The sequence below is a fragment of the Nostoc sp. UHCC 0302 genome (genome assembly GCF_038096175.1).
In the GTDB taxonomy this organism is placed as follows: domain Bacteria; phylum Cyanobacteriota; class Cyanobacteriia; order Cyanobacteriales; family Nostocaceae; genus UHCC-0302.
Window position 1 is genome coordinate 5,714,250 of sequence record NZ_CP151099.1, and the last position, 20,164, is coordinate 5,734,413.

21 protein-coding genes are annotated in these 20,164 nt (G+C 41.2%); 8 read left to right on the forward strand and 13 right to left on the reverse strand.

The window, feature by feature from the left end; genetic code table 11:
* Nucleotides 1-618 precede the first annotated feature (618 nt).
* Nucleotides 619-1,863: a glycosyltransferase gene (locus WKK05_RS24775; protein ID WP_341525704.1), complete on the forward strand. Its 1,245-nt coding sequence runs from the start codon at nucleotides 619-621 to the stop codon at nucleotides 1,861-1,863.
* Between the two features lie 167 nt (nucleotides 1,864-2,030).
* On the opposite strand, the gene WKK05_RS24780 is transcribed toward WKK05_RS24775, so the two are convergent.
* Nucleotides 2,031-2,258: a hypothetical protein gene (locus WKK05_RS24780; RefSeq protein ID WP_341525705.1), complete on the reverse strand. Its 228-nt coding sequence runs from the start codon at nucleotides 2,256-2,258 to the stop codon at nucleotides 2,031-2,033.
* Between the two features lie 219 nt (nucleotides 2,259-2,477).
* The gene (locus tag WKK05_RS24785; protein ID WP_341525706.1) at nucleotides 2,478-2,717 is read right to left on the reverse strand and encodes a hypothetical protein; all 240 of its coding nucleotides are present in this window, start codon (nucleotides 2,715-2,717) and stop codon (nucleotides 2,478-2,480) included.
* A 608-nt stretch (nucleotides 2,718-3,325) separates the two neighbouring features.
* Between WKK05_RS24785 and WKK05_RS24790 the strand changes: the two genes are divergently transcribed.
* On the forward strand, nucleotides 3,326-6,937 hold the full coding sequence (locus WKK05_RS24790; RefSeq protein ID WP_341525707.1) for an NB-ARC domain-containing protein: 3,612 nt from the start codon (nucleotides 3,326-3,328) through the stop codon (nucleotides 6,935-6,937).
* A 55-nt stretch (nucleotides 6,938-6,992) separates the two neighbouring features.
* On the opposite strand, the gene WKK05_RS24795 is transcribed toward WKK05_RS24790, so the two are convergent.
* Entirely contained in the window at nucleotides 6,993-7,196 is a 204-nt protein-coding gene (locus tag WKK05_RS24795; RefSeq protein WP_341525708.1) for a hypothetical protein, read from the reverse strand.
* 12 nt (nucleotides 7,197-7,208) lie between these two features.
* On the reverse strand, nucleotides 7,209-7,772 hold the full coding sequence (gene def / locus WKK05_RS24800) for a peptide deformylase (protein ID WP_341525709.1): 564 nt from the start codon (nucleotides 7,770-7,772) through the stop codon (nucleotides 7,209-7,211).
* Nucleotides 7,773-8,052: 280 nt separating this feature from the next.
* On the opposite strand from def, the gene WKK05_RS24805 reads away from it, so the two are divergent.
* From WKK05_RS24805 to WKK05_RS24815, 3 genes are all read left to right on the forward strand, one after another.
* A complete protein-coding gene (locus WKK05_RS24805) occupies nucleotides 8,053-8,955 on the forward strand; it encodes an ABC transporter permease (RefSeq protein ID WP_341525710.1) in 903 nt (300 codons plus the stop codon).
* An 80-nt stretch (nucleotides 8,956-9,035) separates the two neighbouring features.
* A complete protein-coding gene (locus tag WKK05_RS24810) occupies nucleotides 9,036-9,842 on the forward strand; it encodes a DUF3598 family protein (RefSeq protein WP_341525711.1) in 807 nt (268 codons plus the stop codon).
* Nucleotides 9,843-9,941: 99 nt separating this feature from the next.
* Nucleotides 9,942-10,505 (forward strand): Uma2 family endonuclease, encoded by a 564-nt coding sequence (locus WKK05_RS24815; RefSeq protein WP_341525712.1) that lies wholly within the window; start codon nucleotides 9,942-9,944, stop codon nucleotides 10,503-10,505.
* Between the two features lie 25 nt (nucleotides 10,506-10,530).
* Here WKK05_RS24815 and WKK05_RS24820 read toward each other — a convergent pair whose 3' ends face one another.
* The 3 genes from WKK05_RS24820 to aat all read right to left on the reverse strand — a co-directional run bounded on the left by WKK05_RS24820 (nucleotide 10,531) and on the right by aat (nucleotide 12,905).
* A complete protein-coding gene (locus WKK05_RS24820; protein WP_341525713.1) occupies nucleotides 10,531-10,734 on the reverse strand; it encodes a type II toxin-antitoxin system HicB family antitoxin in 204 nt (67 codons plus the stop codon).
* Between the two features lie 798 nt (nucleotides 10,735-11,532).
* Nucleotides 11,533-12,240 (reverse strand): hypothetical protein, encoded by a 708-nt coding sequence (locus WKK05_RS24825; protein WP_341525714.1) that lies wholly within the window; start codon nucleotides 12,238-12,240, stop codon nucleotides 11,533-11,535.
* An 89-nt stretch (nucleotides 12,241-12,329) separates the two neighbouring features.
* Entirely contained in the window at nucleotides 12,330-12,905 is a 576-nt protein-coding gene (aat, locus tag WKK05_RS24830) for a leucyl/phenylalanyl-tRNA--protein transferase (RefSeq protein ID WP_341525715.1), read from the reverse strand.
* Nucleotides 12,906-13,040: 135 nt separating this feature from the next.
* Here aat and WKK05_RS24835 point away from each other — a divergent pair, with 135 nt between their 5' ends.
* Complete coding sequence (locus WKK05_RS24835) at nucleotides 13,041-13,370, forward strand: hypothetical protein (protein WP_341525716.1); 330 nt, start codon at nucleotides 13,041-13,043, stop codon at nucleotides 13,368-13,370.
* An 83-nt stretch (nucleotides 13,371-13,453) separates the two neighbouring features.
* On the opposite strand, the gene rpsN is transcribed toward WKK05_RS24835, so the two are convergent.
* From rpsN to WKK05_RS24865, 6 genes are all read right to left on the reverse strand, one after another.
* On the reverse strand, nucleotides 13,454-13,756 hold the full coding sequence (gene rpsN / locus WKK05_RS24840) for a 30S ribosomal protein S14 (protein ID WP_341525717.1): 303 nt from the start codon (nucleotides 13,754-13,756) through the stop codon (nucleotides 13,454-13,456).
* Nucleotides 13,757-13,903: 147 nt separating this feature from the next.
* Nucleotides 13,904-14,578, reverse strand: a complete 675-nt coding sequence (gene nth, locus WKK05_RS24845) for an endonuclease III (protein WP_341525718.1) — start codon at nucleotides 14,576-14,578, stop codon at nucleotides 13,904-13,906.
* Complete coding sequence (gene rseP, locus WKK05_RS24850) at nucleotides 14,554-15,654, reverse strand: RIP metalloprotease RseP (RefSeq protein ID WP_341525719.1); 1,101 nt, start codon at nucleotides 15,652-15,654, stop codon at nucleotides 14,554-14,556. Before rseP ends, nth begins: the two co-directional genes overlap by 25 nt.
* A gap of 176 nt (nucleotides 15,655-15,830) precedes the next feature.
* Nucleotides 15,831-17,111 carry a serine--tRNA ligase gene (gene serS / locus WKK05_RS24855; RefSeq protein ID WP_341525720.1) on the reverse strand — a complete coding sequence of 427 codons (1,281 nt, stop codon included), beginning with the start codon at nucleotides 17,109-17,111 and terminating at the stop codon, nucleotides 15,831-15,833.
* A 175-nt stretch (nucleotides 17,112-17,286) separates the two neighbouring features.
* On the reverse strand, nucleotides 17,287-17,628 hold the full coding sequence (locus tag WKK05_RS24860; RefSeq protein WP_341525721.1) for a hypothetical protein: 342 nt from the start codon (nucleotides 17,626-17,628) through the stop codon (nucleotides 17,287-17,289).
* Between the two features lie 193 nt (nucleotides 17,629-17,821).
* Nucleotides 17,822-18,400: a DUF3611 family protein gene (locus tag WKK05_RS24865; RefSeq protein WP_341525722.1), complete on the reverse strand. Its 579-nt coding sequence runs from the start codon at nucleotides 18,398-18,400 to the stop codon at nucleotides 17,822-17,824.
* Between the two features lie 558 nt (nucleotides 18,401-18,958).
* On the opposite strand from WKK05_RS24865, the gene WKK05_RS24870 reads away from it, so the two are divergent.
* Both WKK05_RS24870 and WKK05_RS24875 read left to right on the forward strand, forming a co-directional pair.
* A complete protein-coding gene (locus WKK05_RS24870) occupies nucleotides 18,959-19,306 on the forward strand; it encodes a PadR family transcriptional regulator (protein WP_341525723.1) in 348 nt (115 codons plus the stop codon).
* Nucleotides 19,307-19,360: 54 nt separating this feature from the next.
* Nucleotides 19,361-19,891, forward strand: a complete 531-nt coding sequence (locus WKK05_RS24875) for a cofactor assembly of complex C subunit B (protein ID WP_341525724.1) — start codon at nucleotides 19,361-19,363, stop codon at nucleotides 19,889-19,891.
* Nucleotides 19,892-20,164 lie beyond the last annotated feature (273 nt).

A 20,164-nucleotide genomic window follows, 5' to 3' on the forward strand; every position in this document is an offset into this window, starting at 1 on the left:
CAGAAAGAAAATTCTATTGAGTATTACCTGCTAAGTTTTCCAAGGTTATGCTCTAACTGTTCAGTCAGCAGTACTTGACTAAAAAGTCTCTAAATCAGCCATATATACAGATTTTTACATATAAAAAAAGTATTGTGTTTTTCTGATGAAGAAATAGGATACCAGTTGCTTTTCTGGAGTGTTACAGGCATAGTAAGTTATTGTATTATGTTACACAGTATTTTCATGGAGAAATAACTGGTAGCGCTCAGTGATTAAAAAACATTTAAGTATTAATTCTTTAGTCAACGCCCTCTTGTCTAGCAGTGCCTAAAGCTATGCGGAAACAAACGTAGTAGCGCAAAGTAGCAGACTTTTGCAGTTGACTTATTTGCAATATCGTTCAGTAAATGGTCTGAGTTTTGGTAAACTCAATGAGATATTTGATGGTAACGGTACGCAATTTCAATAATTATACTGTGTTGTGTAATGATTTAAGGCACAGAGTGTGGGTTAATAACAAAGTAAATTAACAAAAATCTTAAATATCCAAAACACACTTTCAGCTTGTCCGCCTATCGAACCCCTCAAAATCAGTCCTGACAGAAAAATACTCTTTTACCATCTAGATTCTGCTTTATGAGTAACAGCCAACTTCTTTCATTGTTACCAGTACCAACTGGCAGTTTGCAGATTCCTGAATTGCCAATTACCAGTGTGAATGCAAGTGGTCAGTCCATCCTTCTTTCTTTAGTGATTCCCACTTACAAAGAGCGTGACAATATTGAGAATGTTGTAAGCATATTGAGCCAGTTGCTGGATGAAGCTATTCCAGAAAACTACGAACTGATTGTAGTAGATGATGATAGTCCAGACCGGACTTGGGAAGTAGCACAATCTCTGATGTCAGAATACCCACAGTTACGGGTGATGCGACGCCAAGATGAACGAGGACTGTCTTCAGCGGTAATTCGCGGGTGGCAAGCAGCTAAGGGACGTGTACTAGGGGTAATCGATGGAGATTTGCAGCATCCGCCAGAGGTGTTGACACAACTGGTTGCTTCAATTGAACAAGGGGCAGATTTGGCAGTAGCCAGCCGTCACGTAGAAGGAGGGGGAGTTAGTAGTTGGAGTGCTGTGAGGCGTTTCTTATCCCGTGGCGCACAATTGTTAGGATTGATGATTTTACCGGGGGTACTTGGCAGAGTTACTGACCCGATGAGTGGTTATTTTATGGTGCGTCGTCAGGCGATCGCTGGTGAAACTCTCAACCCAGTGGGATATAAAATTCTCTTAGAAGTAATTGGGCGAGGAAGCGTAGACGAAATTGCAGAAGTTGGTTATGTCTTCCGCGAACGCAAAGAGGGTGAAAGCAAGGTGACGTGGAAGCAATATGTGGATTACATACACCATTTATTTCGGTTGCGCGTGTCTACAGGACGGTTAGGAAGATTCAGTCAAAAAGCTGGTTTCCCAATTGGTCGATTTCTTCGCTTTGGTTTAGTAGGACTGAGTGGGGTATTTATAGATATGACACTGCTTTACTTACTCAGTGACCCAACAACTCTAGCTTGGCCTTTGACACGTAGTAAAATTATTGCTAGCGAAATTGCAATTTTCAATAATTTCTTGTGGAATGACGCTTGGACGTTTGCTGATGTCACCACGAAGCAACAGGGATGGCGTCAACGTCTGAAACGTTTTTTAAAATTCAACATAGTTTGCCTTGCTGGGCTTGTGTTGAATGTGCTGGTGTTGAATCTAGTATTTAATTTCCTGATTCCTAACCGCTACGTAGCTAACCTAATTGCGATCGCAGTTGCTACCATTTGGAATTTCTGGGTTAACTTGAAACTAAGCTGGCGGGTAACTGACGTCAAGTAGTCAAAGAACTGTTTCGATGTCATACATTCAGAATGCCAGATAGTCGAGAAAGCTTTAAAACTATTCCAAAATAAAAATTAGCGCAGCTACTCTCAAAGAACGGCTGCACTGAAAGTAAAGCCGCCTTTTAGGTGGCTTTGTTTTATATTGGTGAGTTACCGTGTCTATTATTTCAACTTGTCGTCATCTGCTTGGTCTTGTTTCTCAGACTTTTGAATTTTGCCTTGGTACTTCATTGAACCAAAACTGTAGGCGATCGCTATTTTCACTATGTCAAAATATGCTGTGTGATTAGCTTTATTAACAATTGCCAAAGAAATTGAACCCGCCACTAAAATAACTAAAATTGGCGAAAGAATTTCTGCACCAGAACCGCTATCTTTGTTGTTTGACATGATAAATTTCCTGTTGAGAAAGTTATACCAATTAGAAAAAAGAATGTAACAAATAGTCCATTTGTAGAGACGCGATGAATCGTGTCTTCACCCAAGGATGTGTTGCAATCATTAATTGAATTGGTATTATGTTTAAGCGCAAGTTTAGGCATACGTAGTTGATTAAACTTTGCTACAAACCTAAAAGTGCAATTTTGCTATTGATGAATAGGTGAGGACTCAACGCCAAGACTCAATCATCATCGCGATCGCAAACAGACAAAATAGGCAAACTGCTATCCGAAACACCCATTGCCATAAACTTGCGGATAACAGTATCTCTACTATCGTGCTAATACCAAGAACTTTAGACACAACCAAAGCTATTGCAAAACCAAGCAGAGTTAACAGAAAAAACCTCAGTCCTTTAACAGCCAATTTAAACAGGTGGTTTTCGTCGTTTTTGAGATTGGTATTCATAGTTGTTTGTCCTTTTTTGAGAGTTAAATCTTGGCAGCCAACATATCCCCAACTAAGCTAAGTAAAAAGCGAATACTTACAGCATTGCTCTTAGCCAGTCAAGGCAAACTACAGCTATACTCCATTCAGGAGTTAGCTTGCTATTTGTAGATGATGAAAAATTAAGCTCCTAGATTAATACAGTTCAGTGAAGGAAATTTATCTTTTGAGGCAAGCAGAGAGAGAAAAAAGGTTCATCTGAACCGTATTGGCTCTTAGATAAATTGCAGTGGCAATCTGGAAATCGATATTAGGCGCTCAATGCTCGTGATGGCACGGAAAGCAGATTACGCGCATCAACCCCTAAAATGCAATTTATACAACAGACTTTGAATACTTGCCTTTTTCTGAATTATCGGACTCGACAGCTTCAGCCTTTACCTCTCACCCACGAAGTTACTTAACTAGCCTGTGTATTTCTCACTTTAAAGTAACTTAGTTACTTAGTCAAGGCAAAACGCATAAAAAAATGCAATACCATAGTTGCATATTGGCATAAACGTAACTTTTAGGATCTCAATATCTCACTTTGTGAGATAAGATTAGCGTGTAGGTCTCTTGGTATGTGCATGAGTGCGATCGCCCAACACTTTTTATTGGATTTAGCCCAAAAACGGCACTTATCTAGCAGTGAGCTAGAGGTATTTTTATCTGCTGTTAAGGGTAAATCGCCAAATGCGATCGCTGAAGAATTGGGTGTCAGCGCTGAAGCGGTACGTAAAAGATTGAGTGAGGTTTACAAAAAATTCCAAGTGAGTGGCGGTGGCCCGGGTAAACTCACTAAGTTACAACAAATTATTGAAAATGAATATCAAGCATCTTTGCAGACCATAGAAGCGACTGCCAACAAGCGTCAAGATTGGGGCGAAGCACCTAGTATTCGTGATACCTTCTACGGACGGGGAACAGAACTGTCTAACCTGAAGCAGTGGATTGTCAATGATCAATGTCGCTTAGTAGCACTCTTAGGCATGGGAGGAATTGGCAAAACTGCTTTATCTGTAAAACTGGCAGAGGAAGTGCAAGAGAATTTTGACTACTTAGTTTGGCGAACTCTCCGCAATGCTCCACCCATCCAAGAGATGTTAGCGAACCTAATCCGATTTCTATCTGATGAGCGAGAAACGAATTTACCAGAAACCGTAAATGCTAGAATCACGCTGCTGATTAATTATTTACGAAAGCGGCGTTGTCTTGTGGTGTTGGATAATGCAGAGACAATTTTGCAAGCAGGCATGAGCGTAGCTGCTTCGCAGGAGCCTCGCGCCGGATACTATCAAGAAGGATACGAAGGTTACGGTCAACTACTTAGACGCTTAGGGGAAGAACCTCATGAAAGCTGTTTAGTGATTACTAGTCGCGAAAAACCGAAAGAATTTGCACCTTTAGAGGGCAAAGCATCACCAGTCAGAACAATGTCATTACCTGGTGTGGGAGAAACAGAAGGGCAAGAAATTCTCAAAGATAAAGGCTTATCTGGGTCGTCGCAAAACTGGGCGAAACTAGTTAAGAATTATTCAGGCAATCCATTGGCTTTAAAGCTAGTTTCTGAGACAATCCGAGAATTATTTGGTGGGGATATTGCTGCCTTTTTAGCCGAAGGAGAAATAATTTTTGGTGACACTCGTAATTTATTAGACCAGCAGTTTGAGCGTGCCTCAGAGCTAGAAAAAGAAATTATCTACTGGTTGGCAATCAAGCGTGAGGCAGTTTTGCTAGAAGAATTGCTAGATGATATTGTGTCTCCCTTAGCAAAAAGAGAATTACTGGAAGCACTAGAATCACTGCGGCGGCGATCGCTCATTGAAAAAAGCACAGCACTGTTCACCCTTCAACCTGTGGTTATGGAATACATCACAGAGATCATAATTGAACAGGTTTGTCAAGAAATTACTACAGGAAAAATCGCACTATTCATGAGTCATGCTCTGATGGGAGCCACTGTCAAAGATTATGTCAGAGATATTCAAATTCGCCTGATTTTGAAGCCAATCATCAAAAGATTGCTCAGTATTTTTAGCAGTCAGAAAAATATTGAAGACAAGTTAATTCAAATTCTGGAACCCCTGCGAGACAAATTTGTTGTCAAACGTGGATATGCTGGGAGTAACGTTCTCAATCTACTGTGTCAATTACAGACTGATTTAACTGGTTATGACTTTTCCCATCTAGCTGTTCGGCAAGCTTATCTACAGAACGTGAATCTGCATAAGGTCAGTTTTGCTCACAGCGACTTAACTCGGTCTGTCTTTGCTAAAAACTTTGCCACTGTGTTGTCAGTAACATTTAGTCGAGATGGTCAACTTTTAGCTACAGGAGATGCTAACGGTGAGATTCGTTTATGGCGAGTTATTACTGGTCAACAACTTTTACTTTATCAAGGACACACTAATAAAGTTTGGTCAGTTGCTTTTAATGCCAATGGTACAACCCTAATCAGCGGCAGTGAAGACCAAACAGTGAAAATCTGGGACGTTCAGACAGGTGAATGCCTCAAAACACTGTTAGGGCATACAGATAGAATTTGGTCAGTAGCTTTTAGTTCTCAAGGTGATGCGATCGCCAGTGCTAGTGAAGACCAAACAGTGAAAATTTGGGACGTTCAGAGCGGTAAATGCCTCAAAAGTTTGAAGGGTCACATTAATGGGGTACGGTCAGTTGCTTTCAGTCCCAATAGTACAACTTTAGTCAGTGGCAGCAAAGACCAAACCGTAAAAATTTGGGATGTTAAGAGCGGTAAATGCCTCAAAACACTATTAGGGCATACAGATAGAATCTGGTCTGTAGCTTTCAGTCCTCAAGATGATACAATTGCCAGTGCCAGTGATGACAAAACGGTCAGGCTGTGGGATGCTAACACTGGTAAGTGCCTTAAAACTTTGGAAGGTCACACTAATTGGGTATGGTCAGTAGACTATAGTCCTGAAGGGGACATGATAGTCAGTGGTAGTGATGACCAAACAGTTAGATTGTGGGATGTAAACACTGGTCAGTGTCTAAAAACTTTGCCTGGACACACAGATAGAATTTGGTCTGTAGCTTTCAGTCCTCAAAATCAGACAATTGCCAGCACCAGTGATGACCAAACAGTGAAACTGTGGGATGGTGATACTGGTAGATGCTTGAGAACTTTGAAGGGTTACACCAATTGGGTCTGGTCTGTAGCTTTCAGTCCCAATTCTCAAATCCTAGCCAGTGCCAATGACGACTACACAGTCAGGCTGTGGGATGTAAACACTGGTGAGTGCCTTAAAACTTTGAAAGGTCATACAAATGGAGTGCGATCGGTCGCTTTTAGTCCTGATGGACAAATCCTAGCTAGTGCCAGCGATGACCTAACTATCAGGTTATGGGATGCTAATACAGGTATATGTTTCAAAACTTTGAAGGGACATACTAATTGGGTATGGTCAATTGCCTTCAGTCCCAATGGTAATATCTTAGCTAGCGCTAGTGACGATCAAACAGTAAAGTTATGGAATGTGAATACTGGTAAATGCTTCAAAACTTTGTTAGAAGACACTAACCGAATATGGTTTGTAGCCTTTAGTCCCAAGGGTGACATTTTAGGCGGTGCTAGTGAAGACCATACAGTGAAATTGTGGAATGTTAGTAGCGGTCAATCCCTAGAACCTTTGAAAGGACACACTAATTGGGTAAGGTCAGTAACATTTAGTTCTGATGGCCAAATGATAGCCAGTGCCAGTGAAGACCATACAGTGAGATTATGGAAGGCTAGCACCGACAGCCCAGAACCTCTAGAACCTTCTTTGAAGGAACACACCGATAAAGTCCGAGCCGTTGCTTTTAGTCCTCAAGGTTATACAACTACCAGTGAGACTGATAAAGTTAGCTACATTTTGGCCAGTGCTGGTGATGACAATACCCTAAAAATCTGGGATGTGAACACTACTAAATGCCTTAAAACACTGGAAGGACACACTAAGAGAATATGGTCAGTCGTCTTCAGCCCCAATGGACGATTCCTAGCTAGTGGGGGTGAAGACGAAACCGTAAGGATATGGAATGCAGACACTGGTGAATGTTTGAAAATTCTCAGTATCCCTAAACCCTATGAGGATATGGAGATTACAGGCTCTATCGGTTTAACAGCAGCTCAGAAGGTAACACTGAAAGCTTTAGGGGCTGTGGAAAAGATAGAGAGCAAAAATAAAAGGTAAAAGGATGAATTTTGCTTTTTACTCCATCCCTTTACCTTTTTTATGTACCTGATGCTTATTTAATGTTAGCCCTTGCGTCCCTCACTGCGGCAAAGAAAAATAATCCTGTGAGTGGAATGCTTAATACCAGAATAATCGCAGTTGCTGGAACGCCGAAATCTGGTTGCCCGTAACTCAGTTCAAAAATCGAACCGACAGCTGCGATCGCACTTATACAAGAACCACCTAGAAATAAACCACTTTTTGGAGTTAAATACACTATTAGACCACCCTATACTACTGGTTTCACCGCTTGATACGAGAAGCCATTCTTAGATAGCTCCTGGGCCAAAGTCAAGGAGTTTTCCACGCGGTCTACAAATACCACGCCATTCAGGTGATCCATTTCATGCTGAATGCATCGTCCTAGCAAGTCATTAGCTTTTAATGTCTTGGGACGGCCATACTCGTCTTTATAAGTAATTTCTACGACTTCGGGGCGCTTGACATCCAAGTAGACATTTGGAATGCTCAAACATCCTTCTTGGGCAACGCAGATGTCACGGCTAACCTGTTTAATTGTGGGGTTAATTAACACTAAGGGCTGATTAGCTGCGTTGTCTGGTTCCAGGTCGATGACAATTAGTTGTTTGTGAATTCCCACTTGGGGCGCAGCCAAACCAATGCCATCTTTACTGTACATAGTTTGCAGCATTTCACGCACCACTTGGCGGAGTTCGTCATCAACTTTAGAAATCCGCTTTGCAGCTTGACGCAGCACGCGATCGCCTAAATAATGAAGCTCCAAAGGCGGATTTTTTAACTTTTTCTTCTCGACAGCAATTTCAGAGGGCATGAGTCTCTATGGCTAGATTGTGAAAATTCCTACTACCTTAATTCTATCAATCTCTTCACTGTCTGGAGAGACACGCTGTTTAAAGCGTCTGTACATGACGTTCCATACAGCGGAAAAGATTATGTACTCAGCACTACTGAAATAATGAACTTTTAAGCATCCAAAATCTCCGGTGTCGAGTATAAATGATGTTGTTATCTCGTACGAAGGCGGAAAGATAATTTTTAATAAACTGCTGTGATTGCGTTCTTTTATTTTAAATTGCTTATTGGGGTGATGTGTGTTGAAATTTTTCACCAAACTTGATTATCTGCTCAAAGAAACTTTCCTTGGATTACTGCGGGGAGGTTGGATGAATTGGGCAGCTGTCAGTACTGTGACGGTGTTGCTATTTTTATTCGGCTTGAGTCTGCAAACATCTTGGCAAGTCGAAAAACTGCTTTACCAGTTCGGTAGTCAGCTAGAGGTATCAGTTTATCTTGAGCCGGATATGCGAGTTGACAGCATTGAACCACTGGTGGCAAAAATGCCGGAGGTGGCGGCGATACAAAGCATTACTAAAGAAGAAGCTTGGACTAAGTTAGTTAAAGAACTGGATATTTCAGATATTGAAGGTGCTAAAGAGCAGTTAGAGGATAATCCTCTGGTTGACGAAATGAAGGTGAAAGCGCGTAATTCTCAAGTTGTGCCAGCTTTAGCAACACATTTGGCTAAGTTACCAGGAGTTGATACAGTGCAGTATGTGGATGAAGCAGTCAAACGTATTGCCCAATTGCACCAAGGTCTTAACTGGATTACTTTGACAATTACAATCATCCTAACTTTAACAGCGATCGCTGTTACCACTACCACAATTCGCTTGATTGTCATGGCGCGACGCCAGGAGATTGAAATTATGCAACTGGTGGGAGCAACTTCCGTTTGGATTTACCTACCGTTTATTTTACAAGGAATTACTTTTGGTTTAGTCGGTGGGGCGATCGCTTGGAGTTTCATTTCTGTTATTCAACAGTTTCTTGGCAAGTTGTTAACCAAACAACCTGAATTTATCCAATTTATTAGCAACGGTATGCAACTAACTCCAGCACAAATTTTATTACTGCCCCTAATTCTCTTAAGTTTTGGTGCAGCTGTAGGATTAATGGGAAGCTTATTTGCTGTCCACCGTTTTGCTAAAGGTTGAAAATTGGGCATAGGGTATTGGGCATTGGTAAATAGTCAAGAGTAAATATTGATTGAGTCTTGACAAAGGACAAATAACAAATGACATCTCAGTGGAAAAGTTTTCTGCAAAATCTTGGTGTATGGGAAGGTTCATTCACTACTTTTTCTCCCCAAGGTACACTGCTCAACGATACACCTAGCTGTCTTTCGCTAGAAGGCTTAAACAATAATCAAACAGTCCGCCTAACTCTTTCCCGTTCGGGACGAGATGATGTGATCAGAGAATTTATGTCTGTGGGAGGAGGTCTGCTATTTTTTGAAAATGGATCATTTTCTGAAGGTTTAATTCAGCTAGGCCCATTTTCTACATTTGGGGCAGAACTTGCTTTGATTCATGAAAATCGCCGCTTACGTCTGGTGCAACTGTTTAATGAAAATGGTGATTTGAATCAACTAACCTTAATTAGAGAACACTTAGCTGGAACCCCAGTAGCCGAACGTCCAGCCTTGCAATTGAGTGACTTGTTAGGAGAATGGCAAGGTGAAGCAGTGACAATATATCGGGATTTGCGTTCACCTGATACTTACTCTACAAAGCTAAAATTACAAGTCGATGCTGAACGATTAATTCAAACTACCTCTTTTGGGGAACGCACAATTACCTCAACTGCTACCATCAAAGAACCTCTCATCCTTTTTGATCAAGATCCACAAAAGCAGGTGCAAGTTTTACTGTTACCTGATGGTGCTTCTGCAACTTCTCCAGTCAAAGTGCAGTTACGTCAACCCTTATTTTTAGAAGCAGGTTGGTTAATTCAACCAAACCTGCGCCAACGGATGATTCGCAGTTATAACGACAAAGGTGAATGGGTTAGTCTTACCTTAGTTACTGAAGAGAAGAGATAAAAGATTTATTAGGCTGCGCTGCTAATCCTTGGTGGTGATTTCGATTTTTAGAATCACAAATAGCAGTAGTACAACTTACCCCTCGTCAGAAAATCTTAAATGGTACAGACCCCTGCTAAACACCTGACTTTAAGTGAATTCCTAGCTCTGCCAGAGACAGAACCCGCTAGTGAATACATTGATGGGCGTATCATCCAAAAACCGATGCTACAAGGAGAACACAGCGCAATTCAGACTGAGTTAGCACCTGCAATTAACTTGGTCGTAAAACCCAAACAGATTGCGCGAGCTTTTTGTGAGCTTCGCTGTACATTTGGCGATCGCTCAATTGTACCTGATATTTCTGTGTTTATGTGGGATAGAATTCCCCGTAGAGAGAATGGTGGGGTTGCTAACGTCTTCTCAATTGCCCCAGATTGGACAATTGAAATTCTATCTCCTGATCAAAGTCAAACTAAAGTAACCAAAAATATTCTACATTGCCTGAAGTTTGGAACTCAGATGGGATGGCTGATTGATCCTGAAGAAAAATCTGTGTTTGTCTACTTGCCAGATCAACCAACCGCTGTTTACGAAGAACTAGGAACACAGTTACCAGTACCAGAATTTGCTCAAGATTTCAGTCTAACAGTAGAAGGTTTATTTAGCTGGTTGCTGGAATGACTGTTTTGCAAAAAGCCTCAGATAATCACACAATTTGAAGTGTGGTTGGTTTAGCGATAAATTCACCTTCTACTTGCCAAGCTTCCAAGTACATTTCAATCACTTCTTCGCTGTTACGAATAGATTCTGCGCGAGTTCTGCCGTGAGTGCAAGGCATGATTACAAACTCAACCAACTCTGGAATGGTGATTAGAGAAAGCTGATCTTCATCAAACCATTGAACAATCATGCTGTTTTGTTTTCTTGGGCAAGGATGTAAAAATCAATACCAAATTCTTAGAAAACCGCAAATTTTATCTGTCTTTTGGAATAAGACTGACGACGTAGAAGCCTGGTTAGATCAAGTTAATAACATTTTTTTGGCTCCTAAAGTTGCCCTATGCAAAATTTTGAGCAGTCACTTAGGAAAAAACTAAAAACTATTGATTGCAAAATACGAACCAGTGGTAGCAAGGGGAATGATTTCGAGATTGTATCCCCAGAAAATGACCATTTCTGGCTTTATTGGCATTCTTTACCGAAATGGCAATTGTTTTGGCGTCCCTGGGGTAGGCCGAGGTGTGTCAAAGCACAAGAATGGGAACGCAAGATCCGAGAGGCTATAGAAAACGTAGTCAGTTGCTAGCAATCTCGGCAGATTTTCGATATTAAGTTATTTCATTCTTCCAGTGCAGTCATCTCATAAGGATTAAATGGTGTTGCTTCGTCGCATTTTACTACTTAATTTCGTCGCATTTTACTACTTAATAGTGATCGCCCGATAATATGCAACTTCAAAACACGTCCTAACTAATTTTAATAAACTTCTTACTTCTCTGCACCCACCATACCCTTATGAGTAAGCAAGCTACGCCTTGGTCTCCGATAGGAGAAGTTCTGAGCGGCGGTACTTTTTTGGAGAACCCGTTCGCGTTAGTGTATACGTTAGGAGAAGGGTAGCCGCTTAGATTTCTCTCTGTGTAAAACAAAATATATTTTTGGTTTAGAATTATTGTATATTTGGAAACTTCTGCCTGTACATAATTGTCTAAGCATCAAAACTTGCAAGTTCAATTTCGTTTACAATATATTCCATCCAGGTAATTGGTCTTTTGTAATTAACAAAATAGAAGAGATATAAAAAGGGAAGAATAACTATACATATTGCCCCAGCTGGATTAGCGTTGAATATTTCTAGTATTGACCCTGTTACAAGAGCTTTTAGAAAAGTTGGTTCAGAAAGACAACTTACAAAAATACCACCCCAAAAAAGATCAACGAAAAACCTTATAGGTTTGCCTTCTTGACTGTAGTAAAAAAGTGTTCTCTTAATATTACGCTCTGTTTGCTTTAAATTCAGTCCTGTTTTACTCAAATAAACACCTAAAACGCGCCCCCACCGTTCTTCTGATTTCATATCAAATTTAGGAGTAATAAACTCAATAAATATTGGTAAGGGTAAGTAAAGAAATGAGCCAATTATAAATAAAGTTATACGAATCCAAAGTAAATTTACTAAATTTGCAATAACTATACAAATAGTTATAAATATTAAACATAGAACAAATACAGATATCCCAATAGTGTTTGGATAAAAAAATAGAATCTTTTTTAAACGTGCCAAGATTCCTTGTTGTTGCTTGAGTTCGTCACCGAATTTTTGTCTACCAAGTTGATTTATTTCGCGTAAACATTCACGAATAAGTTTAAGGTTTTGTTGGGACGATAAATTTTCATAACTTTTATGCAAGTGCATAAATTTATCCTAATTACCTGATCCTATTATGATATTTGTTATTTCCGTTGAACTTCGATAAAAGTTATTAAAATAACTTTATCGCCTATTTATATTAAAGAACAACGACGTTGCAACGCTTGTTTGAGTAAAACTTGATATTCTTTATCCCCAACGCGATAAGCACCGAATCTTTCTAAATGGGGATTCATCATTTGAGCGTCAAAAAACACAAATTGCTTCTGGCGCAATCTTTCCACTAACTTTACCATCGCTACCTTCGAGCCTTCAGGAATGCGGTAAAACATCGATTCGCCAATAAAAGCCCCACCAATCACAATCCCTAAAATCCCCCCAGCGAGTTCGTCACCTTGCCAAGTTTCAAAACTATAGGCATAACCTGCTTGGTAAAGTAGCCAGTAAATCTTTTCTAACTCTGGCGAAATCCAAGTTGTTTCACGGTTAGCACAGCCAGCTACTACAGCCGGAAAATCACGATTAATCGCCACGCTGAAACGTTCTTGATTGAGGACGCGCTGCAAAGACTTGGGATATCGAAACCTCTCATCTAAAGGAATAAAAGTCCGATCGCGACTTCCATACCAATTCAGGCGATCGCGCTCATCAGCCATGAGAAAATAACCTTGAGCATAACCCTCAACAATAGCGGCGACATCATATTGCATAAATATAAAAAATACCAAAGAAACGCAATTTCATACTATTACTCATTATTGGCGTTTCTTTTCACGTTCCACCGAAGTTAGAAACAGTCCAAACCGCCGCTACCACTTCTCTTTGCGTTTATTTAAAATAAAAAAATGACTGAACCAATTCCACCGATCATCTTACCACCGCCTCAAAATCCGCAGCTTGAAGGCGAATGGCTGCAACAGCGCTTACTACGATGGCTAGATACAGAATTTATCCCGGAAGCAGCCAATCAAAAGATTGCTCAACGCGCAGCCCAGATTTTTGTGCGACAACGGATGGAAGGAGAAAACGATTTAGGTTCTCTAGTGATTGCGATTGTTACAGAAATGCAATCGTTTGATTTTTCCAAAAGCTTTTATGGAGAGTTTGCGATCGCCAACGCTGTTAGCGATCTACTCTTAGAAAGTCTGGGAATTGATAAGTGTTGTGGTCAATAAAAGTTAAAAGTTAGGAATTAGGAGTTAGGAGTTTAGCTTTGTCTCAATTCATAACTCATCACTCATAACTCATAACTTTCTTGCTACCAACTAGATTTAACCACACCAGGCAAAAGACCTTCATGCGCCCATTCCCGCAGGACGTTCCGAGACAGCCCAAAATCGCGGTAAACACCTCTAGAACGACCAGTCACCCAGCAGCGATTGCGGTGGCGAGTGGGCGCACTATTACGGGGTAGCTGTTGAATTTGCCGATGGATTTGCAGCTTATCAAGGGGAGATTCTGTAGTTCTGAACTCTTCTAGCAGAGCTTCCCGCTTTTCCGCATACTTTTCTATCAATTTGGAGCGTTTTTTCTCGCGCTCAATCATGCTCTTTTTTGCCATACTTTTCTCACTTCTTTAAAGACACCATTTTCCATTCTACAGTCTTCCCATCAATTCTAGGGCTTTTGGTGTCAAAGAAAAGGGTGTGGGGTGTAAGAGCAAAAGGGATAAATTGTTTCAGATTCTTTCCCCAACACCCATACACCCTTACTTATTAGCCGCAGGACATAAATCGGCAAGCTCACAAGCAACACAGGCGGGAGAACGTGCTTTACAAATAGCACGACCATGATAAATTAACCGAATTGACCAATTTTCCCAATCTTGTTGTGGCAACAACCTCATTAAATCTTTTTCAATGCGGATAGGATCTGAATGCTCAGTTAAACCCAAACGTTGGCACAGACGCATTACATGAGTATCTACTGTAACGCCAGCGTTAATGCCATAAGCATGAGCTAGAACTACATTTGCTGTCTTCCGCGCCACGCCCGGAAGCTTTAACAACTGCTCCATTTGGTTGGGAACAACAGAGTCAAACTCAGTCACAATCATCCGACAAGCGGCTTGAATATTTTTAGCTTTATTGCGATAAAACCCTGTAGAACGCACCAAGCTTTCTAACTCTACCAAGTCAGCGATCGCCAAACTAGCTGCATCAGGAAATCGACTAAATAATGCTGGTGTCACTTTATTCACTCGCTCATCAGTACATTGAGCGGAGAGAATAGTAGCCACCAGCAATTGCACTGGTGTTGAGTAGTTTAAAGAGCAGGTAGCATCTGGATAAAGACGCTTTAAGCGAACTAAAATCTCTAAAGCTCGTTGCTTTGTAGATGAAGATTTACGAATCACGCTCACTGGAACAACTTTTGCACCCACTCTAACTGGCTAGTTAACTGGGTAGTTTCTTTGACTATCAGAAAAATTCCCAATCCTAAAAGTAGCACCAAACCAGTTTGCATTACACCTTCTTGAATGCGGCTAGGTAATGGCTTCCCGCGCAAACCTTCAATTAGCAAAAAAGCAAGTTGTCCGCCATCCAAGGCTGGTAGAGGCAAAATATTGATAACAGCCAAGTTAATACTGATGATTGCCGCAAAAGACAAGAGATTAGTACTATCGTCAGCGGCTAACTTTGCACCTATCTTGACAATATTAACTGGGCCAGAAACTTGCCCTACAGTTTGCTGGAAGTTGGTGATTAACTGTCCAAAGCCGTTGATTGTGCCTACAAATAATTGTTGAAATCTGTTAGCAGCAATGCTTAAAACTTCGACAGGATTATTAGGACGACGATAAACAGCTTTAGCGTTGGGAGTCAGCGCAATGCCAACTAGACCTTTACCGTCAGGGCCTAGTTTTGGTGTTAATTTCAGTGACTGTTGTTGGTTTTGACGCTGAATTTTGAGTTCGATTTGCTTACTGGGATTATTCTGAATTTCCTTGGTCAGCAAGGTAGTTGATTTGTCCGAAGCAGGGAGTTCCTGACCGTTAACAGCCAGAACAATATCTCCTTCTCTGATACCTGCTTGATAGGCAATAGATTGTTCATTAACAGGCTGTACAAGTACACCAGGCTGATAGTTTAGTTCCTTGGGAATGCCGACGATACCCAATTGTAGAGCCAGCACCAAATAGGCAAATATTAAATTTGCTATCACTCCGGCACTGATGACGATCGCCCGATCTAAAATTGGACGGTTACGCAGCAGATTTGGGTCATTGGGTGGAATATCGCTATCTGGGTCATCATCGGGAAAGCCCACAAAGCCGCCCAAGGGAAAGGCGCGGACAGCATATTCGGTCTCCGAACCTTGGTACTTAAACAGAACTGGGCCAAAACCTAAAGAAAAACGGTTAACGAGAATGCCTTGAGAACGTGCTGCAACAAAATGTCCCAACTCGTGTACCAAGATCAAAACAGCCAAGACTGCGATCGCTGCTAAAACTGACATAGAGCAAATTAGTAAAGATATTAAGCTAGATACATATTTCCATTTTAAGATGTGTCACAGGACAGGACTTCTCTCAATGGAATATTTCCGCAGTTTGGCAGTAATTAGTCACTAGCCATTGGTCATTGGTAAACAATAAAGGACAAAGGACAAAGGACAAATGACTAATGACTAAATTACAATACCTCGCGACCTAAATAAGGTTGCAGCGCTTCTGGTATTCGCACAGTTCCATCAGGTTGCTGATAATTCTCCAAAATTGCTGCCATAGTCCGTCCTACCGCTAAACCAGAGCCGTTGAGAGTATGCACAAACTGAGTGCCTTTCTTACCTGCTTCTTTAAAGCGAATATCAGCCCGTCGCGCCTGGAAGTCTGTAATATTGGAACAACTGGAAATTTCTCGGTATTTACCAGAAGAAGGCAGCCAAACCTCTAAATCATAGGTTTTGGTTGAAGAAAAGCCTAAATCCCCAGTAGACAAATTTACTACTCGGTAAGGCAATTGCAACGCCTGTAAAACGGCTTCTGCATTCTCCACCAATCTTTCCAGTTCATCAAAGGAAGTGCTGGGATGGACAAATTTTACCAGTTCCACCTTGTTAAATTGATGCAGGCGAATTAATCCCCGCATATCGCGCCCATAACTCCCAGCTTCACGACGAAAACAGGGAGTATATGCACAGTGGTAGATAGGTAAGCTTTCAGCAGCGAGAATTTCACCACGGTAGAGGTTGGTAACCGGAACTTCTGCTGTTGGAATCAGCCACAAGTCATCATCAGCGCATTTAAAGCTTTCTTCCGCAAACTTGGGTAATTGACCAGTCGCCGTCAACGATTCACTATTTACCAACAACGGCGGACTGACTTCGACGTACCCAGCTTGAGTCTGAAGAGTCAGCATAAATTGAATCAATGCTCTCTCTAATGCTGCACCAGCACCTATCAAAGCCACAAAGCGACTTTGGGCAACTTTTACAGCCCGCTCAACATTAAGAATGCCGAGCTTTTCGCCGATTTCCCAATGAGGCAAAATATTCGGGTTTTGAGGAATATACTCATCACCCCAGCGGCGCACCTCTACGTTCTCTTCCTCACTTTTACCAATGGGGGTAGAATCGCTTGGCAAGTTGGGAAGTGCCAGTAAAAGTTGTACAACTTCAGCTTTCAGGTGTTTTTCTTGCGGTTCCAGTTCACTCAATCTAGCTCTAACAGAGTTGCCTTCATCCCGCAAAGCTTGAATTTCTGGGTCTTGAGGATTTATACCGGATTTAATCTTTTGCCCAACTATTTTGCCTATCTCATTACTACGAGCTTGGAGTTGACTGCGGGTCACCTCTATTTCTCGCTGTTGCCGATCTAACTCTAATATCGGGTCGATGTCGTATTTACCACTACGACTGTTCAACCGTTCTTGAACTAATTGCGGATTTTCCCGTATTTGCTTGATATCCAGCACAGATTTTTCTCAGTTTCTAGCCTATAATCTTTCTGTCAATACAGTTAGCACATAAGCATTCAGCATATAGTAATTTTAGTTTCCTGTGGCTGGAAAAATTAATTTTCAATTCATTATTAAAATTTAACCCTAGCATCACGCTAGGGCTATGAAAACAGACAATCCATTTAATCAATCAGGAATTAGTATCTTTACTTAGTGTAGTTTGAGTAACCTGAGCAAGACTTTGACCGTTACCATTATTGTCATCAGTGGCTGCAAACGTCTTTTGAGTGATATTCGTTGGTTCCCTATCGTTTCTATTTTGTCCAGGTGCAGGTAACCAATATGCTAGCACGCTAGATAAACCACCCCAGTAAAGCGCAGTATTTGGATCGTTACTTGGTTTTGAAACAAGCTGGAAAATACATAGCCCAAGCACAACACCACTAAATGCAACCTGTACACCAAATTTCCAAGCATCTTGATTAAATTTTTGTCTCGGTTGATTTCTTCTTGTGTCAGATGACCCTACCATAATATAGACCTTCAAAAGCTAGATTTTATCCCACGTAAGGTTTTTCACCTATTAGTTGGGTGTTATTTGAATGGCGATATGGTAGTACTTCAAGGCAGGCTGAGTTTGTTTCGGAAAAGTTTAAAATAATCTTGTGGTCTCGTTGAATCACGAACTGCTTACTGGCAGAAGGCTAAGGACGCAGCACCGAATATTAGGGACGGTTGATGCGATTGAGTAGCCACAGTGACCCTACCAGCCCCGCAAAGTGTGCTGATACAGTATTGGTGTTCGCCTGCACCACGAGCATATCTAAACCGCTAATAATCCGGGTAGGGTCAAATAACTGGGTAGTTACAGCTTGAGGTGATATAGACCTTGCTACCAAGGTACCAACAATCGCCTGCGCTCCCAAAAGAGTTACCAGCGTTCCCACTAAATTTACCCACAATCCCAAACGTAATACCTGTACAGTCTCACTTTTACGAGGGCGGTTACTAGGATTCGAGGATTGGAGTTGCTTGCCTATTCTTATGTAACGGTAAGCCAAATAAATACCGCCACCTAAGATAACTAGTCCACAAACTGCTAAAAATACGCCAAAACCAGTTCCTGGATTATTACTGGGGCTGCCAGTTCTCTGGCTAAAGATGGCAAACAGCAGCACAATTATGCCAGATACAACGCCTAGTACTAACTGAATCCAGAAGCTAATCCAACCTATAAGACGAAATGTTTGGGCAATGGCCCTAAGAGTAGAGGAAGATGATGGGGCATCAGGGGTTTGTGACATACTGATCAACGACGTGCTTAGCATTTGATAAATTTACTATCACACTTATCAGATAGAACAAGAGAATCTCAAGCCCCAATAAATCAGTACTAACTACTCACTTAAGTGTTTACACAAACACAGCCGTTTTCATTTAGACATCTGGTGTATCTGCTTTTTTAGAATTAAGATTGGGAAAATCACCGTAAAACAAAGTGTTTATTAAGTTATACAGACAAAACGGCATTTTACTTGTAAAATTTCTTCGATGGCATCTTATGCTTAGGCAGTTCTGACCATATCGGCATCAGTTAACACCAAGGCTCTGGCTTCGCCACTGTCTGATCGCTCCTCACAACACTGGATAGAGCGAGGTTAGGCGTGCAATATTTTGTACCCCTAAAACTCCCAAACTCTTCCCACAAATCGTCAGAGGCGTGGGCAACCATTTGATGTTTACGCTTTGGAAAATAGACCAAGTAGCATTATATACTTAATGCTTACCGTGCAGCATTATATACTGACTACAAGGATTGTAGACCTTACCCTCAGGCATTTTTTTTTAGCCATTCACCAACCATGAAACTTGAGGATATATATCAATTCTTTGAGAATCCTCCACCAACTTACCTCTGTCAGGAACTAGCAGTTTGTTACATACTGTATGTTTTGCTACAAGGTGAATCCTATGGAACCGAGTTAATCCAACGGCTAGAAACTGAATATCCTACCTATCGGCTTTCAGATACCGTACTTTATAGTGCGATTAAATTTTTGGAAGACCAAAGGGCAATTACTGGATATTGGAAGAAACTCGAAGGGCGGGGACGCCCCAGGCGGATGTACCAAGTTTCTCCTGAATGGCAAGTTCAAGCGCAGGATTTGACTCGTCTTTGGCAAGATTACATCAACGTAAGGACAAATTAAGGAATATATTGATAATGAATAAGTCTCCCCCAGTCAAACAGTAACAATTTAGTTATGGATACTGCTATTCTGCCATCTACGTTCCTACTAACCTTGTTGTTATCGGTTGGGCTGTTTTTCTTTATTCGTGCTTCGACTAAAGACCGCACGCAAACAGCGCAACTGGTATCTGATCAAGATGAAGCTGCTTTAATGTCTCAATTAAAGGAGTATTTTCGCTTGCGGTCTTACCGAGTGGCAGCGGTAGACCAAGAACAAAACCAAGTGATTTTTGAAGGATTTGTTAGACCCAGCTGGTTTTTAGCTATATTTTTAACTCTGCTGGCATCTATTGGTATTACTTGTTTATTACTAGTTTTATACCTGCTTTTTCCTGATCTGAGTACCTTTTTTCTAACTCTGGTACTGCTGTCGCCTGTGACTGGTCTATTTTATTGGAAAAAAGCTGGAAGACTTGAGAAGGTGTCATTGAAAGTTGAAGCAACCGAGAACCAACAACATTCCTCAAGCAAGATTACTGTAATTGCCCATCGAGATGAACTCGCTGAGTTACAGAGGGCATTACAGTTAAAAGCTGGTGAATAAAGGCAAATATGTAGACTTCTGACCTACTTTTTAGGCAAAGGCTAGTAGGGAGGATTAAATAACAACTAGTGATTTGTAAGTTTTCCCCCACGATTTGTATCGTAGGGGAAAATTATACATTGGTTGATAGAGCGTGCTTAACAAGATATCCAAATGCGATCGCAACTTTACTAGCGCTTCTGGATGCGGTTAGCTCTATCCTCACTCCCTTCTGCAACACCAAACTAGCAATCAACTCATGCAACCTAGCGTGGTTTGAAACGAGTCGATCAT